We start from the raw sequence: 20163 nt of genomic DNA, 5'->3' as shown, positions 1-20163 counted from the left end.
ATGAATCAGCACAATCTGATCGAAGTGCGCGACCTGTCCGTCGACTTTGTCGTCGGCAATCGCTGCCAGCGGGCCGTCGAAGGCGTCAGCTTCGACATCAAGCGCGGCGAAACCCTGGCCCTGGTCGGCGAGAGCGGTTCCGGCAAATCGGTCACCGCCCATTCGATCCTGCGCCTGCTGCCCTACCCCCTTGCCCGGCATCCGTCCGGCACGATCGAATATTCCGGGCAGAACCTGCTGAACCTGAAAGAAAAGACCATTCGCCACATTCGCGGCAACCGCATTGCGATGATCTTCCAGGAGCCGATGACCTCGCTCAATCCCCTGCACTCGATTCAAAAGCAGATCAACGAGGTGCTGGGCATCCACAAAGGGCTGACCGGCAAGGTCGCGACCAAACGCACGCTGGAACTGCTGGAGATGGTCGGCATCCCCGAGCCGCACAAACGCCTCAAGGCCCTGCCCCACGAATTGTCCGGCGGCCAGCGTCAACGGGTGATGATCGCCATGGCCCTGGCCAACGAGCCGGAACTGCTGATCGCCGACGAGCCGACCACTGCGCTGGACGTGACCGTTCAGCTGAAAATCCTCGAGTTGCTCAAGGAACTGCAGGCCCGATTGGGCATGGCCCTGCTGCTGATCAGCCATGATTTGAACCTTGTGCGAAGAATTGCGCATCGCGTATGTGTCATGCAGCAAGGTTGCATCGTCGAACAGGCATCGTGCGAAGAATTGTTCCGCGCGCCGCAGCATCCGTACACTCGGGAACTGCTGGCAGCGGAGCCCGGCGGCAAGCCTGCAAGCAACGTGATCGGCCCGCCCTTGCTGGCGGTCGAAGACCTGAAAGTCTGGTTTCCGATCAAGAAAGGCTTGCTCAAGCGCACGGTGGATTACGTCAAGGCGGTGGACGGCATCAACTTCAGCCTGCCCCAGGGCCAGACCCTGGGGATCGTGGGTGAAAGCGGTTCCGGCAAGTCGACGCTGGGCCTGGCGATTTTGCGGTTGATCGCCAGCAAAGGCGCCATTCGCTTTGAAGGCCAGCCGCTAGACTGCCTGACGCAGCAACAAGTCAGGCCGCTGCGACGGGAGATGCAAGTGGTGTTTCAGGACCCGTTCGGCAGCCTGAGCCCACGGATGTGCGTGAATGACATCGTTGGCGAAGGCCTGCGGATCCACAAGATGGGCACCGAGGCGGAACAGGAACAAGCGATCATTGCAGCACTCAAGGAGGTAGGCCTGGATCCGGAAACCCGGCATCGCTACCCCCACGAATTTTCCGGCGGGCAACGGCAGAGAATCGCCATTGCCCGGGCATTGGTGTTAAAACCGGCGTTGATTTTGCTGGACGAGCCGACCTCGGCTCTCGACCGCACCGTACAGCGCCAAGTGGTGGAGCTTTTGCGTTCGCTGCAAACCAAGTACAACCTGACGTATCTGTTTATCAGCCATGACCTGGCTGTGGTGAAAGCGCTGAGCCACCAGTTGATGGTGGTCAAGCATGGCCAAGTGGTCGAACAGGGAGACGCGCAAAGCATTTTTGCCGCCCCCCAACATCCATATACACAGCAGTTGCTGGAAGCCGCTTTTCTGGCTCCGGCCACTGCGCAATAACCTGAAAGAGGAGCAACACATGGGTTTTCTCGCCGGTAAGCGCGTACTGATCGTCGGTGTCGCCAGCAAGCTGTCCATCGCATCCGGCATCGCTGCCGCCATGCATCGCGAGGGCGCTGAGCTTGCCTTCACTTATCAGAACGACAAACTCAAGGGTCGTGTCGAAGAGTTCGCACAAGGCTGGGGTTCGAGCCCTGAGCTGTGCTTCCCGTGCGACGTGGCCAGCGATGAAGAAATCGCCAAGGTCTTCGAAGAACTGAGCAAGAAGTGGGATGGCCTGGACTGCATCGTGCACTCCGTGGGCTTCGCCCCGGGCGACCAACTGGACGGCGACTTCACCGAAGCCACCACCCGTGAAGGTTTCCGCATCTCTCACGACATCAGCGCCTACAGCTTCGTGGCACTGGCCAAGGCCGGCCGTGAAATGATGAAAGGCCGCAACGGCAGCCTGCTGACCCTGTCGTACCTGGGCGCCGAGCGCACCATGCCGAACTACAACGTAATGGGCATGGCCAAGGCTTCCCTGGAAGCGGGCGTACGCTACCTGGCCGGCTCCCTGGGCCCGGACGGTACTCGCGTCAACTGTGTATCGGCAGGTCCGATCCGCACCCTCGCCGCTTCCGGCATCAAGAACTTCCGCAAGATGCTGGCCGCCAACGAAGCGCAAACTCCGCTGCGCCGCAACGTCACCATCGAAGAGGTCGGCAACGCCGGCGCCTTCCTGTGCTCGGACCTGGCGTCCGGCATCAGCGGTGAAATCATGTACGTGGACGGTGGCTTCAACACCACCGCCATGGGCAGCCTCGAAGAGTAATCTTCGGTCGGCTACAAAAAAACCGCCTTTTCAGGCGGTTTTTTTATGCCTGCGATTTCCGGCCGATGTAGCACCCCCTGTAGGAGCGAGCCTGCTCGCGAAAAACCCGGGCACGCCGTGTTCATCCAGACTGCGCGCGTTATCGTTGACGACCTTCGCGAGCCAGCTCGCTCCTACAGAGGGTCAGTGTTGTGTCAGGCATTTGGCGAACAACTGCTGAATCGGCTGATTGCGCTGGCTGTAGCGCTGCAACAGCACGATCTCGCGGTAGAAGGTCAACTCACCCAACCGAATCACCCTGACCTTCGCCCCATGCTCCAGCCACAGCCCCGCCTCCGGCAGCAGCGAAACCCCCAACCCACACTCGACCATTTTGACAATGGCCTCCAGTTCATCCAGCTCCAGCGCCACGCGCACTTCAATCCGTTGCTCACGCAGAAAACGCGTCACTAGCCGCCCGCCAAACGAATTGCGGTCGTAGCGCACATGAGGGTGCTCAGCCAGCAGTTGCAACGGATCATCGTCCTCCAGGTCCGCCGGTACGATCAGTACAAACGGCTCCCGGCGAATCACCTGTGCGAACAACTCCTTGGGCAACTCGAACGGTGGCTTGATCAGGATCGCCAGATCCACTTCTCCCGTGTCCACCTGGCTCAGCAGGTTCAGCGATACACCGGGCACCAGCTTGGGCTCCAGCAAGGGTGCCTGCTGGCGCAATCGCAGCAGCGCCTGTGGCAGCAACCCGGTCTGCGCCGTCGCCACCGCGCCAATTTTCAACTCGCCACGGTACTCACCGACATCGTCACTGACAGCCATGCGGCTGAAGGTTTCGAGCATTTCCCTGGCCATTGGCAATGCACGCTGCCCTGCTGCATTGAGCAGTGCCTGGCGGCCAGTGCGGTCGAACAGACGGATGCCCAGGGCGTGTTCCAGATTGCGAATCTGCGCGCTGACCGCCGATTGCGTCAGGCCGATGTGCATGCCGGCCGCGGCGAAGGTGCCGTGACGCGCCACGGCGACAAAGGTTTTCAGTTCTCGCAGCATAGCGGCCTCGATTGATCGAAATAATTTGAGCTCGACGCAAAAATTATCGTCTTTCAATCAAAAAGCACAGGACTAAACTCAACGCACTCCCACCCGCCACCGAGGTACGCCTGATGCAACTGTCCCCTTTTCACCTGGCCATTCCCGTCTACGACTTGCCTGCCGCCCGGCGCTTTTACGGTGAGGTGTTTGGCCTGGAGGAAGGTCGCTCAAGCGATCATTGGGTGGATTTCAATTTCTTCGGTCATCAACTGGTGATTCACCTGGCGCCGAAAAATCCTGCGCAAGAAGCCGCGCACACCAATGCCGTTGATGGTCACGATGTGCCGGTGCCGCATTTTGGCGTGGTGCTCGGCATGGCGGAATGGGAGACGCTGGCCGAGCGGCTGAAGTCGCTGGAGACTCGCTTCGTGATCGAGCCGGGGATTCGTTTTCAGGGGCTGGTGGGGGAACAGGCGACGATGTTTCTGTTTGATCCTTGCGGTAATGCGCTGGAGTTCAAGGCGTTCAAGGATATCGGGCAACTGTTTGCCAAGTGAAAGTATGTGTTGCCTGTTCGGGCCTCTTCGCGAGCAAGCCCGCTCCCACACTGGATCCATGTAGCACTGAAGATCCCTGTGGGAGCGGGCTTGCTCGCGAAGAGGCCCGCCAATACTTCACAGCCCTAACGGCTCATCACCCGCTCGGCCTCAGCTAACAGGTCCTCGATTGAGTCATGAACCTCAGGGTCATACTCGACCTGGACAACGCGGAACCGAATGTCATAACTGCGATGCGCCGTGGCGTTGCGTTCATCGAGTATCTCGTCGAGTCGCGCCTTGATCGCTGCAATCTCCACGACACTGGAACCGGTCAGCAGCGCCGCGAACCGGTCGCCTTCGAGCCGTCCGACCACATCGTTTTCACGAAAGCCGATACGCAGGACATCGGCGAATGTCTTGAGCGCATCGTCACCCTTGGCCCGGCCATACAGATAACAGTTGCGCTTGAATTCATCGAGGGTGAAGTACAGCAGCGTCGCCGGCGTCGCCACTTCCCGGCAAGCGTCCAGTCCGAGTTTGGCCAGTTCGCTGAAACCATGGCGATTGGACAGCAGCGTCAGCTCATCCATGCTCGCCATTTGCACGCCCGCCAACTCTCGCTCGGCCTGGCGCGCCAGATCGCGCAGCCGTTCACGTTCTTGCTGTGGCGTGAGCAACTGATTGGTGGATTGACCCGATTTGCCCGTTTTTCCTGAGATCAACATCGTTCACTCCTTTGGCAGGTATGCACGTTAGAGTCGCTCATACCTGCATTGGCTCCCTGTTTGCGTGCCGCTGGTCAGCTACCCGACACCGGGCACGGCCCTCCTGCATCGGCCCAGCGCTTGAACCGGGTGACGAAGATATCGTGGGGCACCGGCACCGGCGCGCGATTGCCGCCCGGACTCCAGCCCCATAGCACCAGCTTGTCGTCGCTGACGTGTTTGATCAGCGCGGCGAAATCCCGATCGCCGTTGCTCGAGCGATCCTTGATCATCGCGCATAGCCGGTCGGCCGGCAGGCCGATCCAGGCCATCCGCTGCGCTGCCGGCGGCAGGCTCCAGTGTGGCGCGCCGGGTGGCGCGTGAGGCCCATAACTGGCCGGCGGATTACTTTGGGCATGGCACGTCGCACAGGGCAACCCGGCCGAGCCCTTGCCGTCCATGCCACGCACGACATTCATCGCGTGCGGCACCCCGGCATCGAATTGCAGCGGCGAATCACCGGGAATGTGGCAGTTCTGGCAACGGGGGCTCTGGAAGACCTTCTGCACGGTGTCGAACGCCTGCAAGGCCTCGCGGTCATCGGCAAACACGTGCGATGCGTAGGCTACGAGACAGATCAGGATCACCGTCCCAAGCAACCAATGATGTCGTTTCATCTCACACCCCCGACAGCTGCAACGGCAGCTCCCGCAGACGCTGGCCGGTCAGGGCAAACACCGCGTTGGCCACTGCCGGGGCCGTGGGTGGCACACCGGCTTCGCCGATGCCGCCGGGCTTGTCGCTGCTGGGTACGATATGCACTTCGACCACCGGCATTTCGTTGAGCCGCAGCACCTGATAGTCGTGGTAGTTGGACTGCACCACCTGCCCGTCCTTGAGCGTCAGTTTGCTGTGCAAGGTGAAGCCCAGGCCAAAGGTAATGCACGACTCCATCTGCGCGGCGATACTCTGCGGGTTGACCGCGATGCCGCAGTCCACCGCGCACACCACCCGGTGCACGCGAATGGCGAGGTTGTCCTGGGACACTTCGGCCACCTGAGCCACGTAACTGCCGAACGACTCGTGCACCGCCACACCCAGTGCATGGCCATCCGGCAACGGCGCCTTCCAGTTGGCTTTCTCCACCGCAAGGTTCAGCACACCGAGGTGGCGCGGATGGTCCTTGAGCAAGGTGCGCCGATACTCCACCGGATCCTTGCCCGCTGCCGTGGCCAGTTCATCGATCAGCGATTCCATGACAAACGCGGTGTGGGTGTGCCCCACCGAACGTAACCACAACACGCTGATCCCGGTCTTCGGTGAGTGCAGTTCAATCTGGTGATTGGCCAGCCCTTCGAGGTAGGGGCTATCGGCCACGCCCTCGACGGAGGTCTTGTCGATCCCGTCCTTGACCATGCTCGCTTCAAGCGAGGTGCCGGCCATGATCGACTGCCCGACCATCACATGCTTCCAGGCCAATGGCAGGCCGTCGGCATCCAGCCCGATGCGTGCATGGTGCAGGAACGCCGAGCGATAATAGCCGCCACGGATGTCATCCTCCCGCGCCCACACGGTTTTCACCGGTGCACCTGCGGCCTTGGCGACATACACCGCTTCGCTGACGAAATCCGACGTCGGATTGGCCCGTCGCCCGAAGCCGCCGCCAAGAAACTCGGTATGGATCTCGACCTGTTCGGGCTTGAGCCCGGTGATTTCCCCGGCGACCATTTGATCCAGGGTCTGAAACTGGGTACCGGTCCAGATTTCGCACTTGTCCTTGGTGATGCGCACCGTGCAGTTCAGTGGTTCCATCGGCGCGTGGGCCAGATAAGGCACGCTGTATTCAGCGTCGATGGTCTTCGCCGCTTTCGCCAGCGCAGCCTGGGTATCGCCGGCCTGACCGGCGTTCAGGCCTGGGGTGGCGGCGAGTTTGCGGAAGCTTTCCAGCAGCGCCTGGCTATCGAGCCCGGCATTCGGCCCCGGGTTCCAGTCGATTTTCAGCGCATCGCGGCCCAGCTTCGCCGCCCAATAATGTTCGGCAATCACCGCGATGCCTGTCGGCACCTGCACCACTTTGTGTACACCCGGAATCGCCAGCGCTTCGGCGCCTTCAAAGGATCTGACGCTACCGCCGAATGTGGGTGAACGGGCGACCATCGCGGTCATCAGCCCGTCAAACTGCACGTCCATGCCGAATTTCGCCCGCCCGGTGATTTTCTCCGGTGTGTCCAGGCGCCTGGTGGGTTTGCCGATCAGCCGCCAGTCCTTGGCGTCCTTGAGTTTGATCGAGGCCGGGTCCGGCCGAGGCAACTGACCTGCGTCATCGGCCAATTCGCCATAAGTGGCGCGATGCTCGCCAGCGATGACCACGCCCGACTCGGTTTGAATCCCGGACGGCGGAACATTGAAACGCTTGGCCGCCGCCTCGATCAGCATCAAGCGCGCCGCTGCGCCGGCCTGGCGATAGCGGTCGAATTCCATCCAGGTCGAGGTCGAACCACCAGTGATTTGCATCCCGCCAAACCCGGCCAGGCCGTAATCGGCGGCCGATGCCGGGGCATGTTCGACGCGGATTTTCGCCCAGTCGGCGTCGAGTTCTTCGGCGATCAACATGGTCAGGCCGGTCCAGATGCCCTGGCCCATTTCCGAGTGCCCGAGCAACACAGTGACACTGTTGTCATTGCCAATGCGCAGGAAGGCGTTTGGCGCAAACACGTTGCCCTGGTTCTGCGCGCCCATGGCGAACCGGTGAGCGCCGGGAATGACAAACGCGACCACCAGCCCACCGCCCAGCCAGGCACTGCCCTTGAGAAAACCACGGCGCGATAACCTGTCGATGCTGTTCATGGCAACCTCAACCCAGCTCGGCGGCGCGCTTGACGGCGGCGCGAATCCGCGGGTAAGTGCCGCAGCGGCAGATGTTGCCGGACAGTGCCTGATCGATGTCGCTGTCGGTCGGTTTCGGAATCTTCGCCAGCAACGCCGCCGCCGACATGATCTGCCCGGACTGGCAGTAACCACACTGGACCACGTCAAGTTCCGCCCAGGCCTGTTGCACCGGGTGCGAACCGTCCGCGGACAGGCCTTCGATGGTGAGAATCCTTTGCCCATCGGCCACAGCCGTGGCCGGTGTGATACAGGCACGTAGCGGCGCGCCGTCGACGTGCACGGTGCAGGCCCCGCATTGGGCGATACCGCAGCCGAATTTGGTGCCGGTGAGGTGGGCCACATCGCGCAAGACCCAGAGCAGCGGCATGTCGGCGGGGACATCCAGCTCCTGATCCTGGCCATTGATGTTCAGGGTCAGCATGGCGCAGTTCCTCAGGCTCACGATGATCTGAAGGGGCGCCGCTGCGGTCTTGTCCAACCTGCGCGCGCCCCGGGCTATCCCTTCAGCTAAGCGCAAATTTGCCGGCAGGCCGTGGTGCGTCGACCACCGGTCACCTGTAGGAGCGAGCTTGCTCGCGAAAAACGCCAGTACAACGCGGTCATTCAGACAGGGCGCGTTATCGTTCACGGCCGTCGCGAGCAAGCTTCGCTCCTACACCCTCGGCTTGAGCAAAATACCGGTGTAACGCGACAGAAACAGCCCGAATGCCATACACCAAAGCAGCGCCGACATTCCCAATCCCCACCCGGAAAACGGCACCAGCAACACCCGTGACACACCCGCCACCAGCACCAGGGCAAATCCCGCAACGATTACTTTCGAGGGCAGCAACGGCCGCCCGGTATGCCCCAGGCTGACCCGCGCGATCATCGCCAGGATCAACCCGCCGATACCGCCAACGGCCAGCGAATGGGTGGCCAGGCTTTGTTGCGGCATCACGCCCAGGTGCCACAGCGCCATGGCCAGCGTCGCCACCGCGAGCCAGGCGTAAGCCAAGTACAGCGACCACAGTAGCGGCACGCGCCACAGGCCGCGGTCATGCCAGCGCCACAGGCGCAGCAGATGCAAGCCGCTCAGCAACGCAAACAACACTGCCAGCCACACACGTGGGACGTCGTTCAAACCGGCGGCAAAAGACACCGCCGCCAGCATGGCACTGACCAGCAACACCTTGCCCGGCAACGGATGGGCTGCAGGCGTTGCCGGACGATTCAAGCCGCGCTGGATGAAGAACGGAATCACCCGCCCGCCGATCACGCTCATCAGCGCGCCCACCAGCCACAAAGCGGCCAGCACGCCATGACGTTGCAGATTGGCGTCATCAACGACAAACCCCAGCAACGTCAATGCCTGACACCCGGCCAGCAACGACACCATCAATAGAATCGGATAATTCTCGCGCTTGCCCGCAGCCAGCAGATCGCGCCCCAACACCCACGCCAACAGAGGCAGAAACGGAACCTGCAAGGCCAGCAGCAAGGATGCCGGTATCGGCAGGTACCACGCCAGCCGCGCCAGCAGCCACACCAGCAGCAGGCCGATCAGCGGCCAGCCCTTGAGCCCCGGCCGGCCGGTCCAGTTGGGCACCGCAGTCAGGAGGAACCCGGCGATGATGGCCGTGGCAAATCCGAAGGGCATTTCATGCCGATGCCAGGCGAGCATGCCGCCCACCGGTTGCGCACCGGGCAAACGCCCGTACAGCCACAAGGCCCAGATAGCCACGGCGATGGCGGCGAAACCGGCACCGGCGAGAAAGAATGGCCGGAAGCCAAGGCTGAATACCGGTGCAACGGCAAGCCGGCGCATCAAGCCACCACCCGGACCGGGCCTTGGCTCAGTCGATACTGAGAAAGCAGGCGCATGACATAGCCGATTTTCAACAGGGTCGGGCCGAGAATGGTCATGGCGTGCATAGTCACCAGTACGACGATCGACAGGTGGCCGTCGTAAAGATAGGCACCGTAGATGCCGGCCAGCAGCATCGCCAGGCCAGCACCGAGCACACGGCTCGACAACTCAAGAACGTTCTGCGGGTTGCTGAAGAAGTTGAACATTTTGCGTACTCCTGAAGGCGTTCAGTTGTACGTTTACCTGATCAAGTCCCGTGCCAGCTTTTTACCCCTTCAGATCCAGGCACTTGTGCGAATACGAGTCATAACGACACACCACACAAATAGTCAATTAGACTCTTCATCAAGTCATTAAGACTACGTTTTCGCAAACCTGTGGCAATTTTCTCGATCTACGGTACGGCCTGGCGACCAGAGGCTGACTACGCTGAAAGTCCTGGACATGCGTAACCTGAAGAGGAGTTGGCACCATGCTACGCGTACAAAAACTCACGCCTTGCCTGTGGTTCGACGATCAGGCCGAAGAGGCGGCGAAGTTCTATTGCTCGATCTTCGATCATTCGAAAATCACGGCCATCACCCACTACGGCCATGCCGGTTTCGAATTCCATGGCCGGCCCGAAGGTTCGGTCATGACCGTCAGCTTCGAGCTCGACGGGCAGAGCTTCACCGGCCTCAACGGCGGGCCGTTGTTCAAGTTCAGTGAAGCGGTTTCGTTTCAGGTCAATTGCCTGACCCAGGAAGAAGTCGATCATTACTGGGGCAACCTCTCGGCCGGTGGCGTACCCGAGGCCCAGCAATGCGGTTGGCTCAAGGACAAGTTCGGGCTGTCGTGGCAGATCGTCCCCGTCGCGATGATGGACATGATCAAAGACCCGGACACGAAAAAATCCCAACGGGCCATGCAGGCGATGATGCAGATGAAAAAACTCGATATCGCCGAACTGCAACGAGCCTTTGACGGCGAGAGCTAATACACTCGGGCACTGACCTGCCGAGGAATGAGCATGAAGCACGCCGTTGCCAAAAACGCCGACAAGGCCCCGCGCTTCTGGCGCGATGATGCCCTGCCCTTCATCGAAGCCCGCTCCATCGCCGACGGGCGCGAAGTCTGCTACACCCGGCATGCCCACGAGCACTTTTCCATCGGGGCGATCACCGCCGGGCGCAGCACCTATGTCCATGAGCAGTGCGCATTCGAGGTCAGCGCCGGCACGGTCGTACTGATGAACCCCGGCGACGTCCATGCCTGCAATCCGATCGAGGACCAACCCTGGTCGTACCTGATGCTGTACGTCGATACGCCGTGGCTGACCGATTTGCAGCACCAGCTGGGGTTCAGCGATGACACGGCGTTTCGCCGCTTTTCGCTGACCCATACGCGGGACGCCCACCTGTTTGCCGGCCTCGCGGGCTTGTATGAAGTGTTGGTCGACCCACAACAGGATGTGCTGCGCAAACACAGCGTGGCGGTGGAGTTTTTCACCGATGTGCAGCAGCGATTGAACCCGATCGACCCACCGCTGCGTGAACCCAATTTCAAGCTGGAACGTGCCGCCGATTACATCCGCGACCACTGCACGCAAACCCTCAGGCTCGAAGACATTTGCGAGGCAGCGCAACTGTCACCGTCCTACCTGATCCGCGCCTTCAAACAGCATTACGGCATGACGCCCCACGCGTTCCTGGTGAACCGGCGCATCCAGTTCGCCCAGGATCAATTGCGCAGCGGCAAACTGATTGCAGACGTGGCGCTGGAAGCGGGGTTCGCCGATCAGGCGCATTTTCAACGGGCGTTCAAACAGCACCTGGCGGCAACGCCGGGGCAGTATCGGGGCTGAATCTCTAGTGGCTGCCATTACGGCAGCAGCAGATACACCGCGCTCACCACCAGCAACAACGCCATGGCGCGATTGAACAACCGCATCCCCGCCGGGTTGTTCAAAAAACCGCTCAGAAACGTCCCGGCATAAGCCCAGCAACCGACCGACAGATAGCAGATCACCAGATAAATCGCGGCGAATTGCCAAACCAGCCGCGCCTCGCCATCGGCGACAAACGCGCCCATGCCGGCCACGCAGGCCAGCCAGGCCTTCGGGTTGAGCCACTGCATGATGGCGCCGTACAGCATCGACGGGGCCTGTGCTGATTCATTGGCTTGCACCTGTCCATTGTCTGCCGCCAGCTTGAAGGCCATGTACAACAGAAAGGCTACGCCCGCCCATTGCACCACCTGCGTCAGCGCGGGCCACTGTTGCAACAACTCATGCAGGCCCAATCCCATCAGCACCAACAGCAAGACAAACCCCAGCGTGGCCCCGGCCACGTGACGCTGGCTGGCCCGCAGGCCGAACCGCGCGCCGGAGCTCAGCGCCACAATGTTGACCGGCCCCGGGGTAATGGAAGCGACCAGCGCAAACGCTGCCATGGACATCATCAGACTCATTGCACACCTTCTTCCGTCGAGTTGAACAAGGCCCTCAAGGTAAAGCGCCGACTGGCTCGCGTATTGAAGAAAACTGCCCTGCCCGGCCTCGCTATGAGTAATAGCTGACGACGCTCTTCACTTTGTTCAGGGCAATGCGCAGCGAGTCCATGTCCACCGAGCCCAACGCCAGGCGTATCGCGTGCGGCACATGGGCCGAAACTGCAAAAGGCTCGGCCGGCGACACCGACACCTGCTCGCGCATCAGCGCCATGGCGATCCGGTCGGCCCGGGCGTCTTCGGCCAACGGCAGCCAGATGAAGTAGGAATTCGGGTGGCTGATGGTCCTGAGCCCCGCCAAAACCTCCCGGGCCAGGGCTTGCCTGGCCTGGGCGTCCGCCCGTTTTTGCGACTCCAGCTGGCTGACGGTGCCATCGTCGAGCCAGGCCGTGGCGATGGCGGTCATCACGCCGGGGGTGTTCCAGGTGGTCGCCATGATGGTGCGCTCGAAGGCGGCGACCCATTGCACGGGTGCGGCCATGAAGCCAACGCGCAGCCCGGTGGCGACATTCTTCGACAGACCGGACACATACACCGTTCTCTCAGGCGCCAGCCCGGCCAGTGGCGGCGGTACGTTTTCGGCCAGGAACGCGTAGGCAGCGTCCTCGATGATGGTCAGGTCATGCCGGCGCGCTATCACCACCAGTTGCTCGCGCTGAGCGGCGTCCATCACCCAGCCCAGCGGGTTATGCAAGGTCGGCATCGAGTACACGGCCCGTACCGATCGGCTGCGGCAGAGTTTTTCCAGAGCAGGCAGATCAGGCCCGGTATCCGTGACCGGAATGGGCAGGACTTCCAGATGCAGCGTTTCGGCCAGTGTCTTGAAACCGGGATAGGTCAGCGCATCGGCGGCGATCACATCGCCGGGCTTGAGCAGCGTCATCATTGCCACCGCCAGGCCATGCTGGGCGCCGCTGACGATCAACACCTGCCCGGCCGGCACGCTCAGCCCGCGTTCAAGCAGATGGCGCGCGACCGAGGCCCGCTCATGCAGGCGCCCCGCGTGGGGCTGATAACGCAGGAGGGATTCCAGGTCACCGGACAACGCCAGCTGACGCAAGGCATTGCGCAGCAGGTCGGCCTGGCCTGGCAATGACGGGTAGTTGAAATTCAGGTCGATCATCCCCGCCGCCACCACGTGCTGCGAGATTCCCTGACCCGGTGGCAGCGAGGTCTCCCTGACAAAGGTCCCGCGTCCGGTTTCGCCACTGACCAGGCCCATTCCCTCCAGCTCGGCATACACCCGGCTGGCGGTGACCAGTGCCAGGCCGTGCTCAGTCGCCAGTTGCCGGTGAGTCGGCAGGCGCGTGCCAGGCGGCAAACGCCCGGCACGGATGTCGGCGGCAAAGGCATCCACCAGCGTTTTGTAGCGGGATCGAGGCATGTCGAGATGTATCCATGACAATTTTTTGATTGTATCGATAGTCGCTCATAGGATGAGTTTCGTGCAATCAGACAATGAGCGTGAACCAAATGGAACGGACCTCGAACCTGCAACACCGGACCCTGGAAAACAGCACCAGCGGCTGGATCAATGGCCTGATCGGCGTGGTGATCTTCAGCGGCTCGCTGCCGGCAACACGGGTGGCGGTGCTGGAGTTTGATCCGGTGTTCCTGACGGTCGCCCGTGCAACCATCGCTGCGCTCCTGGCGCTGTGCCTGCTGTGGTTATTCAAGGAAAAACGTCCGGCGCGCGATCAACTGATACCGCTGATGATCGTCGCTCTGGGTGTGATCATCGGTTTCCCTCTGCTGACGGCGCTGGCACTGCAATACGTGACGTCCGCACACTCCATCGTCTTCGTCGGCCTGTTGCCCCTGGCGACGGCGGTGTTTGGCGTTTTGCGCGGCGGCGAGCGGCCACGGGCGGCGTTCTGGATTTTCTCGGTGCTGGGTAGCCTGCTGGTGGTCGGGTTTGCCCTGTCCCAAGGGCTGACCGCCTCCCCGCAAGGCGACATCCTTATGCTGTTGGCCATCCTCGCCTGCGGCCTGGGGTATGCCGAAGGCGCGAAACTGTCGCGCACGCTCGGTGGCTGGCAGGTGATTTCCTGGGCGCTGGTAGTGTCGCTACCGCTCGTGGCGGTGCTCAGCTGGATGCGCATGCCAGCTTCGTTCACCGGCATCAGCACGCCGGCCTGGTTCAGCCTGGCTTACGTCTCGCTGTTCAGCATGCTGATCGGTTTCGTGTTCTGGTATCGCGGCCTGGCCCAAGGGGGCATCGCCGCCGTTGGGCAATTGCAGCTGCTGCAGCCGTTTTTCGGCCTGACCCTGGCCGCCACTCTGCTGCATGAGCAGGTCAGCCTCGGCATGCTGGGTGTCACCGTCGCAGTGATCCTCTGCGTCGCCGGGGCGAAAAAATTCGCCAGATAGCCCCTTGTACGGTGGTTTACGCCCGTCACTGTATGGGTCTGGCCAGCGCTTTGCTGTGATAAAAATAGCGCTCTTGCTACAGGAGCCCACCATGGACCTCGCCACCCTCACCCTGTTTCTGCCGGCCTGCTTCGCCCTCAATATGGCACCCGGCCCCAACAACCTGCTGTCGGTCAGCAATTCGACCCGCTATGGCTACCGCACCGCGTGTGTGGCCGGCATCGGCCGGTTGCTGGCGTTTGCCGGGATGATTGCCCTCGCCTCGGCGGGGCTGGCGGTGGTACTGCAAACCTCCGAACTGCTGTTCTATGCCATCAAGATCCTCGGCGCCGCCTACCTGTTCTACCTCGCCTGGCAATTGTGGCGCGCCGATCCTGGCGTCGAAAACGTGGTCACTACAGCGCCCGTGGGCACCCTGGCGCTGGCCCGACAGGAATTCCTGGTAGCGGCCGGCAACCCCAAGGCCATCCTGATTTTCACCGCGTTCCTGCCGCAATTCGTCGACTCGACCCACGCCATTGCGCCGCAGTTCGTGGTGTTGGGCGCGCTGTTTCTGGTGCTGGAGTGGATCGCCATCGGCGCCTATGCCTACATGGGCCTGCACATGCGCCGCTGGTTCGCCAGGCCGTTGGGCAAGCGGATATTCAACCGCTGCTGCGCCGGGTTGCTGTCGGCGGCGGCTTCGGTGTTGCTGATGGCCAGACGCGCCTGAGAATTTGCGCTGATATGTGGGAGCGGGCTTGCTCGCGAAGGCGTCGTGTCAGGCACCTCGATGTCGAATGACACGACGCCTTCGCGAGCAAGCCCGCTCCCACAGGGTGAGCTCACTTTCCAGTGCGAAATTCGCTGTCGATTTTCCGGTGGAGGCTACCCATGAGGCGATCTATGCTGCGCCCATGAACCTACAAAAAACGCTGCTACCGCCCCATGCCGAGATGGTTCGCGCCATGCTCGAGCGAGACACCTCCTACGAGGGGGTGTTTTTCACGGCGGTCAAGACCACTCGAATCTTCTGCCGCCCCGGTTGCACCGCCCGCAGCCCGAAGCCTGCGAATGTCGAGTTCTTTGCCAACACCGAACAATGCCTGGCGGCGGGCTACCGCGCCTGCCTGCGCTGCAAACCGCTGGACACGGCCGCCAGAGCGCCGGACTGGGTGCAAAAATTGTTCAAGTCGGTAGACGCCGCCCCGGAGCAGCGCTGGACCGACACCCGGCTACTGGCCGAAGGCGTCGAACCTCTGAAGCTGCGTCGCTGGTTCAAGCAGCATTTCGGCATGACCTTCCACGCGTGGCTGCGCGCCCGGCGCCTGGGTTTGGCGTTGGGCGGAATCAAACAGGGCGACTCCATCGACGACGTCGCATTCGATTCCGGCTACGAGTCCCTGAGCGGCTTTCGCGATGCCTTTCAGAAGTCGTTTCACATCACCCCGGGCCGTGCGGCCAACAGCGAGCCGCTGCTGTTCACGCGCCTGACCACGCCGTTGGGGCCGATGATCGCCATGGCCGAACGGCGTGGACTGGTGCTGCTGGAGTTTCTCGATCAGCCATCGCTGAACCCTTCGGTCGAAGCGCTGCAAAACCGTTTCGGTTATGCCGTGGCACCGGGACACAACCCGCATTTGCAACAGATCGAAGCGCAGTTGTCCGCGTATTTCGCCGGCACGCTCACGGAGTTCAGCGTTGCCCTGCACATGCCCGGCAGCGAGTTCTCCCGCAGGGTCTGGGCTGAACTGCTGAAGATCCCTTACAGCCAAACCACCACCTACGGTGCCATCGCGGCGGCTCTGGGCAAGCCCGGTGCCAGCCGGGCGGTGGGCCTGGCCAACGGGCATAACCGCTTATCGATTGTCGTGCCGTGCCATCGAGTGATCGGTGCCGACGGCTCGCTGACCGGCTACGCTGGAGGCCAACCGCGCAAGGCGTTTCTGCTCAGACTGGAAAACGCAGCGGTGCAGCTCACGGAGCAATTGGCGTTCTGATCCCCCACAGACTTTTCATAAGGAAGGAAACTCGATGGACAGGCTCGACAATCATCTGCACCAACTGCATCACGATGGCTTGCTGATCCTCACCAACGTCGCCGATGCCGCCGGGGCGCGGCTGGTAGAACAACTGGGCAACAAGGCCGTGGCCACCAGCAGCGCGGCGGTGGCCTGGGTACATGGCTACCCGGATGGCAACACCCTGCCCCTTGAGCGTCTGGTCTCGACCGTCGAGTCGATTGCCCGGGTCATTTCGGTGCCGCTGACCGTGGACATCGAGGCGGGTTATTCCGATGATCTGGAACGGGTGGCTCAGGTGGTTGACGCCGTGATAGCCGCCGGCGCGGTTGGGATCAATATCGAGGACGGTTCTTCGCCGCCGGATTTGCTGGCACGCAAGATTGAGACCGCGCGCCGGGTTGCCGATCGCCGTCAGGTGAACCTGTTCATCAATGCGCGCACCGACGTGTATCTGCGGGGACTGGTGCCTGCCGAGGATCGCGTCGCCGAAACCCTCAAGCGCGCCGCGTTGTATCAGGCGGCCGGTGCCAATGGCCTGTTTGCGGCGGGCGTTACCGCGGAGTACGAGATCAAGGCGCTGTGCCACGGCACCTCGCTGCCATTGAATGTGCTTGGCTTCCCGGGCTTGCCGTCGCCCGAAGTGCTCGAGGCACTTGGCGTGCGCCGCCTGTCCGCAGGTTCAGGCATCGCCGAATTCCTCTACGGTGCCATGGCCGGCATCGCCAAAAGCTTTCTGCAAACCGGCAAGCTCGATACCCACGACCTGAAGGCCTTCACCTATGGTGAAGTGAATGCCCTGTTGAATCTGTCCGGGAAAGCCTGACCGATGTCCGACGGCTATCGGGCGGCCAGTGAGTTCCTGGCCGCCATCGATGACGACTGGCGCCGCCATATCGACGCCATCGGCCCATGCCTGCACCAGCCGCATGCGGCGCGTGATCCGTATGAGTCGCTGGTGCGGGCGATTGCCTATCAGCAACTGCATGCCAAGGCTGGCGATGCGATTGTCGGCCGGCTGTTGGCGCTGTTCGGTTCGGGCTCGTTTCCCAGGCCTGAACAGATCGTCGCGACAGACTTCGACAGGTTGCGCAGTTGCGGGTTTTCCGCGAGCAAGATCGCGACCATTCAGGGCATCGCCCAGGCGGCGCTGGACGGCGTGGTGCCGGATTACACCACGGCGCTGGCCATGGACGATGAAGCGCTGATCGAACGCCTGATCACGTTGCGCGGCGTGGGCCGCTGGACCGTGGAGATGTTGCTGATCTACAGCCTGGACCGACCGGACATCCTGCCGGCCGATGACTTTGGCGTGCGTGAGGGCTACAGGCGACTCAAGGGCCTGGAGGTGCAGCCGACGCGCAAGCAGATGATCGAGATCGGGTTGGGGTGGAGCCCTTACCGGACGGTGGCCTCCTGGTATTTGTGGCGGGTGCCTGGGCGGTAGACCGCGTTATCGTTCTTCGCGAGCAAGCCCGCTCCCACAGGGTTCGCGTGATCCTTGTGGGAGCGGGCTTGCTCGCGAAGGCGTCCGTCCAGTCAATACATCACCCGAAACAGATCACAACCCCGACTTCAACCGACTGAACGCCCGGATCAACGCCCGGTTGAACGCCTTGCCATTGTCATTCTTGCTGTACAGCGAAGCCCTGACCACCGCCGGCGGATACGTCCCCGGATCATTGCGAATCGCCGGGTCGATCAAGCCATCCGCCGCCGTGATCGCATTGGCGTAGTGGATGGTATCGGTGATCGGCGCAATCACCTCCGGAGTCATCAGGTAGTCCATCAGTGCAAGACCGGCCTTTGGATGCGGCGCATCCTTGGGAATGACCATGGCATCGAACCAGATCAACGTGCCCTCCTTCGGAATGCGGTACGTCAGCGAGTACGGCTTACCCGCAGCCTCGGCCTGGCCCGCCGCGATGCCTACGTTGCCGTTCCACGACATCGCCACGCAGGTGTTGCCGTTGGCCAGGTCGCTGATGTTCAGGTCGTTGTCGAAGTAGCGAATGTACGGCCGAATCTTCGCCAGTTGCTGCTCGGCCAGTTTCAGGTCGTCGAGGTTCTGGCGGTTGATGTCCAGCCCCATGTATTTCATGACCGCCGCATACACTTCGTTGGGATCGTTGAGCAGGCTGACCCCGCAATCGGCGAATTTCGAGACCACGGCCGGATCGAACAGCATCGCCCAGCTGTCTGTCGGCGCGTCGGGCAGGCGCTGTTTCACGGCCTGTTCCTGATAACCCACGCCCGTAGTGCCCCAGGCGTAGATCCCGGCATAACGATTGCCCGGATCGAACACCGCCATGTGCTGGCGGAACTCCTCGCCAACCCCGGCAAAGTGCGGCAGCTGTTGTTTGTCCACCGTCTGCACCGCGCCACTCTCGATGGCGCGCGACAGGTGCTGCCCCGCCGTCAGTACCAGGTCGTAGCCACTGCGGCCGGTGAGCAGCTTGGTCTCGACGGTTTCCAGGGAGTCGAAGTGATCGGCCACCACATGGATGCCGGTTTTTTCCTCGAAGTTCTTCAGGGTATCCGGGGCCAGGTACTCGCCCCAGATGTACAGGTTGACCACCGGCTTGGCGGTATCGGCGGCCTGCACACACAGGGGTGCAAGCACCAGCAGTATTGCTTGAGTCAGTTTGTGCAGGCCCATGGTCAGACTCCCATCTTGTTGCAAGCAGTGCCAGCGTACTGCGGCATGGTGATGCACGCGACGTTGCCGCCGCCGAGGAGGATTTCCCGGGAGTTTTCGATGCCGACGATGCTGTGTTTCGGGAACAGCTCGGCCAGGGTTGCCAGCGCCACCTTGTCGTTGCGATCACCAAACAGCGGCACCACGATGGAACGGTTGCCGGCGTAGTAGTTGATGTACGACGCGCAGATTTTCGTCCCGGCCTGACGGGTATGAGTGCTGTCCTGCTGGTCCAGCCCTTCGGCCTCTTCAGCTGTCCACTCCAGCACATCCGGCTGCGGCAGCTTGTGCACGATCAACTCGCGGCCGCGACTGTCACGGGTGCTGCGCAGGATGTCGTAGGCTTCCTGATAGATTTCCCACTGCGGGTCATCGCGGTTGTCGGTCCATTGCAACACCACTTCACCAGGGCGCACGAAGCACGCGAGGTCGTCGACATGGCCATCGGTTTCGTCGAACTTGCAGCCCCGCGGCAGCCAGATGACCTGCTCGGCGCCGAGGTAATCGGTCAGGCGACGGGTGACTTCGTCCTTGCCCAGATGCTGGTTGCGGTTGCGGTTGAGCAGGCATTGTTCAGTGGTCAGGATACTGCCCTGGCCGTCGCTCTGGATGCCACCCAGTTCGGCAATCAGTGGCGCGCGATAGCGGTCGAAGCGTTCGATTTCGAGGATTTTGCCGGCGATCTGGTCGTCCTTGTCCCACGGGTAGTACAGGCCGCCGTCGAGCCCGCCGTAGGCGTTGAATTCGAAGTCGACGCCGCGCACTTCGCCGCTCTGGTCATTGACCACAAAGCACGGGCCGCTGTCGCGGAACCAGGTGTCGTTGCAGGTCATTTCCACCACACGTACCTGCGGTGGCAACTGCCGGCGCGCGGTGGCGAACTGTGCGGCCGAGGCGCATACGGTGACCGGTTCGCTCATGGAAATGGCGGTGACGATCTGCACCCAGACTTTCTGCGCCGGCTTGGCACCGTTGCGCCAGACGTCGGTGCGCTCCGGCCAGCCGAGCCAGCAACCGGACTTGGCTTCGAATTCACCGGGCAGACGGAAACCGTCCTGTTTGGGAGTGGTGTCGAGCAAACGTGCCATGGTCAAACCTCTTCAGCAGGGATTGGAATGACCACAGGCTAAGGGCGTTGGCGACTGGCTCGCCAACGATGATTATTTCGGAATACTT

Annotated in this window: 21 protein-coding genes; 10 read left to right on the top strand and 11 right to left on the bottom strand. The window is 61.9% G+C overall.

Annotated elements, in window-relative coordinates; translation table 11 throughout:
• Nucleotides 1-1611, top strand: coding sequence for an ABC transporter ATP-binding protein (locus ACEN8Q_RS04880; RefSeq protein ID WP_413424719.1), 1611 nt, complete (start codon nucleotides 1-3; stop codon nucleotides 1609-1611).
• A 19-nt stretch (nucleotides 1612-1630) separates the two neighbouring features.
• The gene (fabI, locus tag ACEN8Q_RS04875; protein WP_057398455.1) at nucleotides 1631-2425 is read left to right on the top strand and encodes an enoyl-ACP reductase FabI; all 795 of its coding nucleotides are present in this window, start codon (nucleotides 1631-1633) and stop codon (nucleotides 2423-2425) included.
• 183 nt (nucleotides 2426-2608) lie between these two features.
• Here the strand turns inward: fabI and ACEN8Q_RS04870 are convergent, their stop codons facing one another.
• Nucleotides 2609-3469: a LysR family transcriptional regulator gene (locus ACEN8Q_RS04870; RefSeq protein ID WP_413424721.1), complete on the bottom strand. Its 861-nt coding sequence runs from the start codon at nucleotides 3467-3469 to the stop codon at nucleotides 2609-2611.
• A gap of 113 nt (nucleotides 3470-3582) precedes the next feature.
• Here ACEN8Q_RS04870 and ACEN8Q_RS04865 point away from each other — a divergent pair, with 113 nt between their 5' ends.
• Nucleotides 3583-4008, top strand: coding sequence for a VOC family protein (locus tag ACEN8Q_RS04865; protein ID WP_413424723.1), 426 nt, complete (start codon nucleotides 3583-3585; stop codon nucleotides 4006-4008).
• A 125-nt stretch (nucleotides 4009-4133) separates the two neighbouring features.
• Here ACEN8Q_RS04865 and ACEN8Q_RS04860 read toward each other — a convergent pair whose 3' ends face one another.
• The 6 genes from ACEN8Q_RS04860 to ACEN8Q_RS04835 form a co-directional block, all read right to left on the bottom strand.
• Complete coding sequence (locus ACEN8Q_RS04860; protein ID WP_413424725.1) at nucleotides 4134-4715, bottom strand: GGDEF domain-containing protein; 582 nt, start codon at nucleotides 4713-4715, stop codon at nucleotides 4134-4136.
• Between the two features lie 74 nt (nucleotides 4716-4789).
• Nucleotides 4790-5371, bottom strand: a complete 582-nt coding sequence (locus tag ACEN8Q_RS04855; RefSeq protein ID WP_413424727.1) for a hypothetical protein — start codon at nucleotides 5369-5371, stop codon at nucleotides 4790-4792.
• A gap of 1 nt (nucleotide 5372) precedes the next feature.
• A complete protein-coding gene (locus ACEN8Q_RS04850; RefSeq protein WP_413424729.1) occupies nucleotides 5373-7541 on the bottom strand; it encodes a molybdopterin cofactor-binding domain-containing protein in 2169 nt (722 codons plus the stop codon).
• A gap of 7 nt (nucleotides 7542-7548) precedes the next feature.
• Complete coding sequence (locus tag ACEN8Q_RS04845; protein WP_413424731.1) at nucleotides 7549-8004, bottom strand: (2Fe-2S)-binding protein; 456 nt, start codon at nucleotides 8002-8004, stop codon at nucleotides 7549-7551.
• A 231-nt stretch (nucleotides 8005-8235) separates the two neighbouring features.
• Nucleotides 8236-9390, bottom strand: a complete 1155-nt coding sequence (locus ACEN8Q_RS04840) for an NnrS family protein (RefSeq protein WP_413424733.1) — start codon at nucleotides 9388-9390, stop codon at nucleotides 8236-8238.
• Nucleotides 9390-9638: a transmembrane sensor/regulator PpyR gene (locus tag ACEN8Q_RS04835; protein ID WP_413424735.1), complete on the bottom strand. Its 249-nt coding sequence runs from the start codon at nucleotides 9636-9638 to the stop codon at nucleotides 9390-9392. The genes ACEN8Q_RS04840 and ACEN8Q_RS04835 overlap by 1 nt, the downstream gene beginning before the upstream one ends.
• A gap of 266 nt (nucleotides 9639-9904) precedes the next feature.
• On the opposite strand from ACEN8Q_RS04835, the gene ACEN8Q_RS04830 reads away from it, so the two are divergent.
• The gene (locus ACEN8Q_RS04830; RefSeq protein WP_413424737.1) at nucleotides 9905-10408 is read left to right on the top strand and encodes a VOC family protein; all 504 of its coding nucleotides are present in this window, start codon (nucleotides 9905-9907) and stop codon (nucleotides 10406-10408) included.
• 33 nt (nucleotides 10409-10441) lie between these two features.
• The gene (locus tag ACEN8Q_RS04825) at nucleotides 10442-11275 is read left to right on the top strand and encodes a helix-turn-helix domain-containing protein (protein WP_413704632.1); all 834 of its coding nucleotides are present in this window, start codon (nucleotides 10442-10444) and stop codon (nucleotides 11273-11275) included.
• A gap of 17 nt (nucleotides 11276-11292) precedes the next feature.
• Here ACEN8Q_RS04825 and ACEN8Q_RS04820 read toward each other — a convergent pair whose 3' ends face one another.
• Nucleotides 11293-11880 carry a LysE family translocator gene (locus ACEN8Q_RS04820; RefSeq protein ID WP_413704631.1) on the bottom strand — a complete coding sequence of 196 codons (588 nt, stop codon included), beginning with the start codon at nucleotides 11878-11880 and terminating at the stop codon, nucleotides 11293-11295.
• A 91-nt stretch (nucleotides 11881-11971) separates the two neighbouring features.
• Nucleotides 11972-13303, bottom strand: coding sequence for a PLP-dependent aminotransferase family protein (locus ACEN8Q_RS04815; protein WP_413704630.1), 1332 nt, complete (start codon nucleotides 13301-13303; stop codon nucleotides 11972-11974).
• Between the two features lie 89 nt (nucleotides 13304-13392).
• On the opposite strand from ACEN8Q_RS04815, the gene ACEN8Q_RS04810 reads away from it, so the two are divergent.
• The 5 genes from ACEN8Q_RS04810 (at nucleotide 13393) to ACEN8Q_RS04790 (ending at nucleotide 17736) form a co-directional block, all read left to right on the top strand.
• Nucleotides 13393-14289, top strand: coding sequence for a DMT family transporter (locus ACEN8Q_RS04810; RefSeq protein WP_413704629.1), 897 nt, complete (start codon nucleotides 13393-13395; stop codon nucleotides 14287-14289).
• Nucleotides 14290-14380: 91 nt separating this feature from the next.
• On the top strand, nucleotides 14381-15001 hold the full coding sequence (locus ACEN8Q_RS04805) for a LysE family translocator (protein ID WP_413424747.1): 621 nt from the start codon (nucleotides 14381-14383) through the stop codon (nucleotides 14999-15001).
• Between the two features lie 184 nt (nucleotides 15002-15185).
• The gene (locus tag ACEN8Q_RS04800; RefSeq protein WP_413704628.1) at nucleotides 15186-16268 is read left to right on the top strand and encodes a bifunctional transcriptional activator/DNA repair enzyme AdaA; all 1083 of its coding nucleotides are present in this window, start codon (nucleotides 15186-15188) and stop codon (nucleotides 16266-16268) included.
• Between the two features lie 34 nt (nucleotides 16269-16302).
• Nucleotides 16303-17115, top strand: a complete 813-nt coding sequence (locus ACEN8Q_RS04795) for an isocitrate lyase/PEP mutase family protein (protein WP_413424751.1) — start codon at nucleotides 16303-16305, stop codon at nucleotides 17113-17115.
• Between the two features lie 3 nt (nucleotides 17116-17118).
• On the top strand, nucleotides 17119-17736 hold the full coding sequence (locus ACEN8Q_RS04790; protein ID WP_413704627.1) for a DNA-3-methyladenine glycosylase family protein: 618 nt from the start codon (nucleotides 17119-17121) through the stop codon (nucleotides 17734-17736).
• A gap of 114 nt (nucleotides 17737-17850) precedes the next feature.
• Here ACEN8Q_RS04790 and ACEN8Q_RS04785 read toward each other — a convergent pair whose 3' ends face one another.
• Entirely contained in the window at nucleotides 17851-18948 is a 1098-nt protein-coding gene (locus tag ACEN8Q_RS04785) for an extracellular solute-binding protein (protein ID WP_413704626.1), read from the bottom strand.
• Between the two features lie 2 nt (nucleotides 18949-18950).
• Complete coding sequence (gene aguA, locus ACEN8Q_RS04780; RefSeq protein ID WP_413424757.1) at nucleotides 18951-20075, bottom strand: agmatine deiminase; 1125 nt, start codon at nucleotides 20073-20075, stop codon at nucleotides 18951-18953.
• Nucleotides 20076-20163 lie beyond the last annotated feature (88 nt).

This window comes from Pseudomonas sp. Pseusp16, from assembly GCF_047324915.1.
Classification (GTDB): domain Bacteria; phylum Pseudomonadota; class Gammaproteobacteria; order Pseudomonadales; family Pseudomonadaceae; genus Aquipseudomonas; species Aquipseudomonas fluorescens_CD.
This window is presented reverse-complemented; position numbering and strand designations above follow the sequence as displayed.

What these genes read in the sequence shown, in the direction of transcription:
- ACEN8Q_RS04830 (WP_413424737.1), top strand. Translation starts at nt 9,905, where the DNA reads ATGCTACGCGTACAAAAACTCACGCCTTGCCTGTGGTTCGACGATCAG.
- ACEN8Q_RS04840 (WP_413424733.1), bottom strand. Translation starts at nt 9,390, where the DNA reads ATGCGCCGGCTTGCCGTTGCACCGGTATTCAGCCTTGGCTTCCGGCCA.
- ACEN8Q_RS04835 (WP_413424735.1), bottom strand. Translation starts at nt 9,638, where the DNA reads ATGTTCAACTTCTTCAGCAACCCGCAGAACGTTCTTGAGTTGTCGAGC.
- ACEN8Q_RS04800 (WP_413704628.1), top strand. Translation starts at nt 15,186, where the DNA reads ATGAACCTACAAAAAACGCTGCTACCGCCCCATGCCGAGATGGTTCGC.
- ACEN8Q_RS04795 (WP_413424751.1), top strand. Translation starts at nt 16,303, where the DNA reads ATGGACAGGCTCGACAATCATCTGCACCAACTGCATCACGATGGCTTG.
- ACEN8Q_RS04805 (WP_413424747.1), top strand. Translation starts at nt 14,381, where the DNA reads ATGGACCTCGCCACCCTCACCCTGTTTCTGCCGGCCTGCTTCGCCCTC.
- ACEN8Q_RS04825 (WP_413704632.1), top strand. Translation starts at nt 10,442, where the DNA reads ATGAAGCACGCCGTTGCCAAAAACGCCGACAAGGCCCCGCGCTTCTGG.
- ACEN8Q_RS04785 (WP_413704626.1), bottom strand. Translation starts at nt 18,948, where the DNA reads ATGGGCCTGCACAAACTGACTCAAGCAATACTGCTGGTGCTTGCACCC.
- ACEN8Q_RS04850 (WP_413424729.1), bottom strand. Translation starts at nt 7,541, where the DNA reads ATGAACAGCATCGACAGGTTATCGCGCCGTGGTTTTCTCAAGGGCAGT.
- ACEN8Q_RS04860 (WP_413424725.1), bottom strand. Translation starts at nt 4,715, where the DNA reads ATGTTGATCTCAGGAAAAACGGGCAAATCGGGTCAATCCACCAATCAG.
- ACEN8Q_RS04810 (WP_413704629.1), top strand. Translation starts at nt 13,393, where the DNA reads ATGGAACGGACCTCGAACCTGCAACACCGGACCCTGGAAAACAGCACC.
- ACEN8Q_RS04790 (WP_413704627.1), top strand. Translation starts at nt 17,119, where the DNA reads ATGTCCGACGGCTATCGGGCGGCCAGTGAGTTCCTGGCCGCCATCGAT.
- ACEN8Q_RS04815 (WP_413704630.1), bottom strand. Translation starts at nt 13,303, where the DNA reads ATGCCTCGATCCCGCTACAAAACGCTGGTGGATGCCTTTGCCGCCGAC.
- ACEN8Q_RS04845 (WP_413424731.1), bottom strand. Translation starts at nt 8,004, where the DNA reads ATGCTGACCCTGAACATCAATGGCCAGGATCAGGAGCTGGATGTCCCC.
- aguA (WP_413424757.1), bottom strand. Translation starts at nt 20,075, where the DNA reads ATGGCACGTTTGCTCGACACCACTCCCAAACAGGACGGTTTCCGTCTG.
- ACEN8Q_RS04855 (WP_413424727.1), bottom strand. Translation starts at nt 5,371, where the DNA reads ATGAAACGACATCATTGGTTGCTTGGGACGGTGATCCTGATCTGTCTC.
- ACEN8Q_RS04865 (WP_413424723.1), top strand. Translation starts at nt 3,583, where the DNA reads ATGCAACTGTCCCCTTTTCACCTGGCCATTCCCGTCTACGACTTGCCT.
- ACEN8Q_RS04880 (WP_413424719.1), top strand. Translation starts at nt 1, where the DNA reads ATGAATCAGCACAATCTGATCGAAGTGCGCGACCTGTCCGTCGACTTT.
- fabI (WP_057398455.1), top strand. Translation starts at nt 1,631, where the DNA reads ATGGGTTTTCTCGCCGGTAAGCGCGTACTGATCGTCGGTGTCGCCAGC.
- ACEN8Q_RS04870 (WP_413424721.1), bottom strand. Translation starts at nt 3,469, where the DNA reads ATGCTGCGAGAACTGAAAACCTTTGTCGCCGTGGCGCGTCACGGCACC.
- ACEN8Q_RS04820 (WP_413704631.1), bottom strand. Translation starts at nt 11,880, where the DNA reads ATGAGTCTGATGATGTCCATGGCAGCGTTTGCGCTGGTCGCTTCCATT.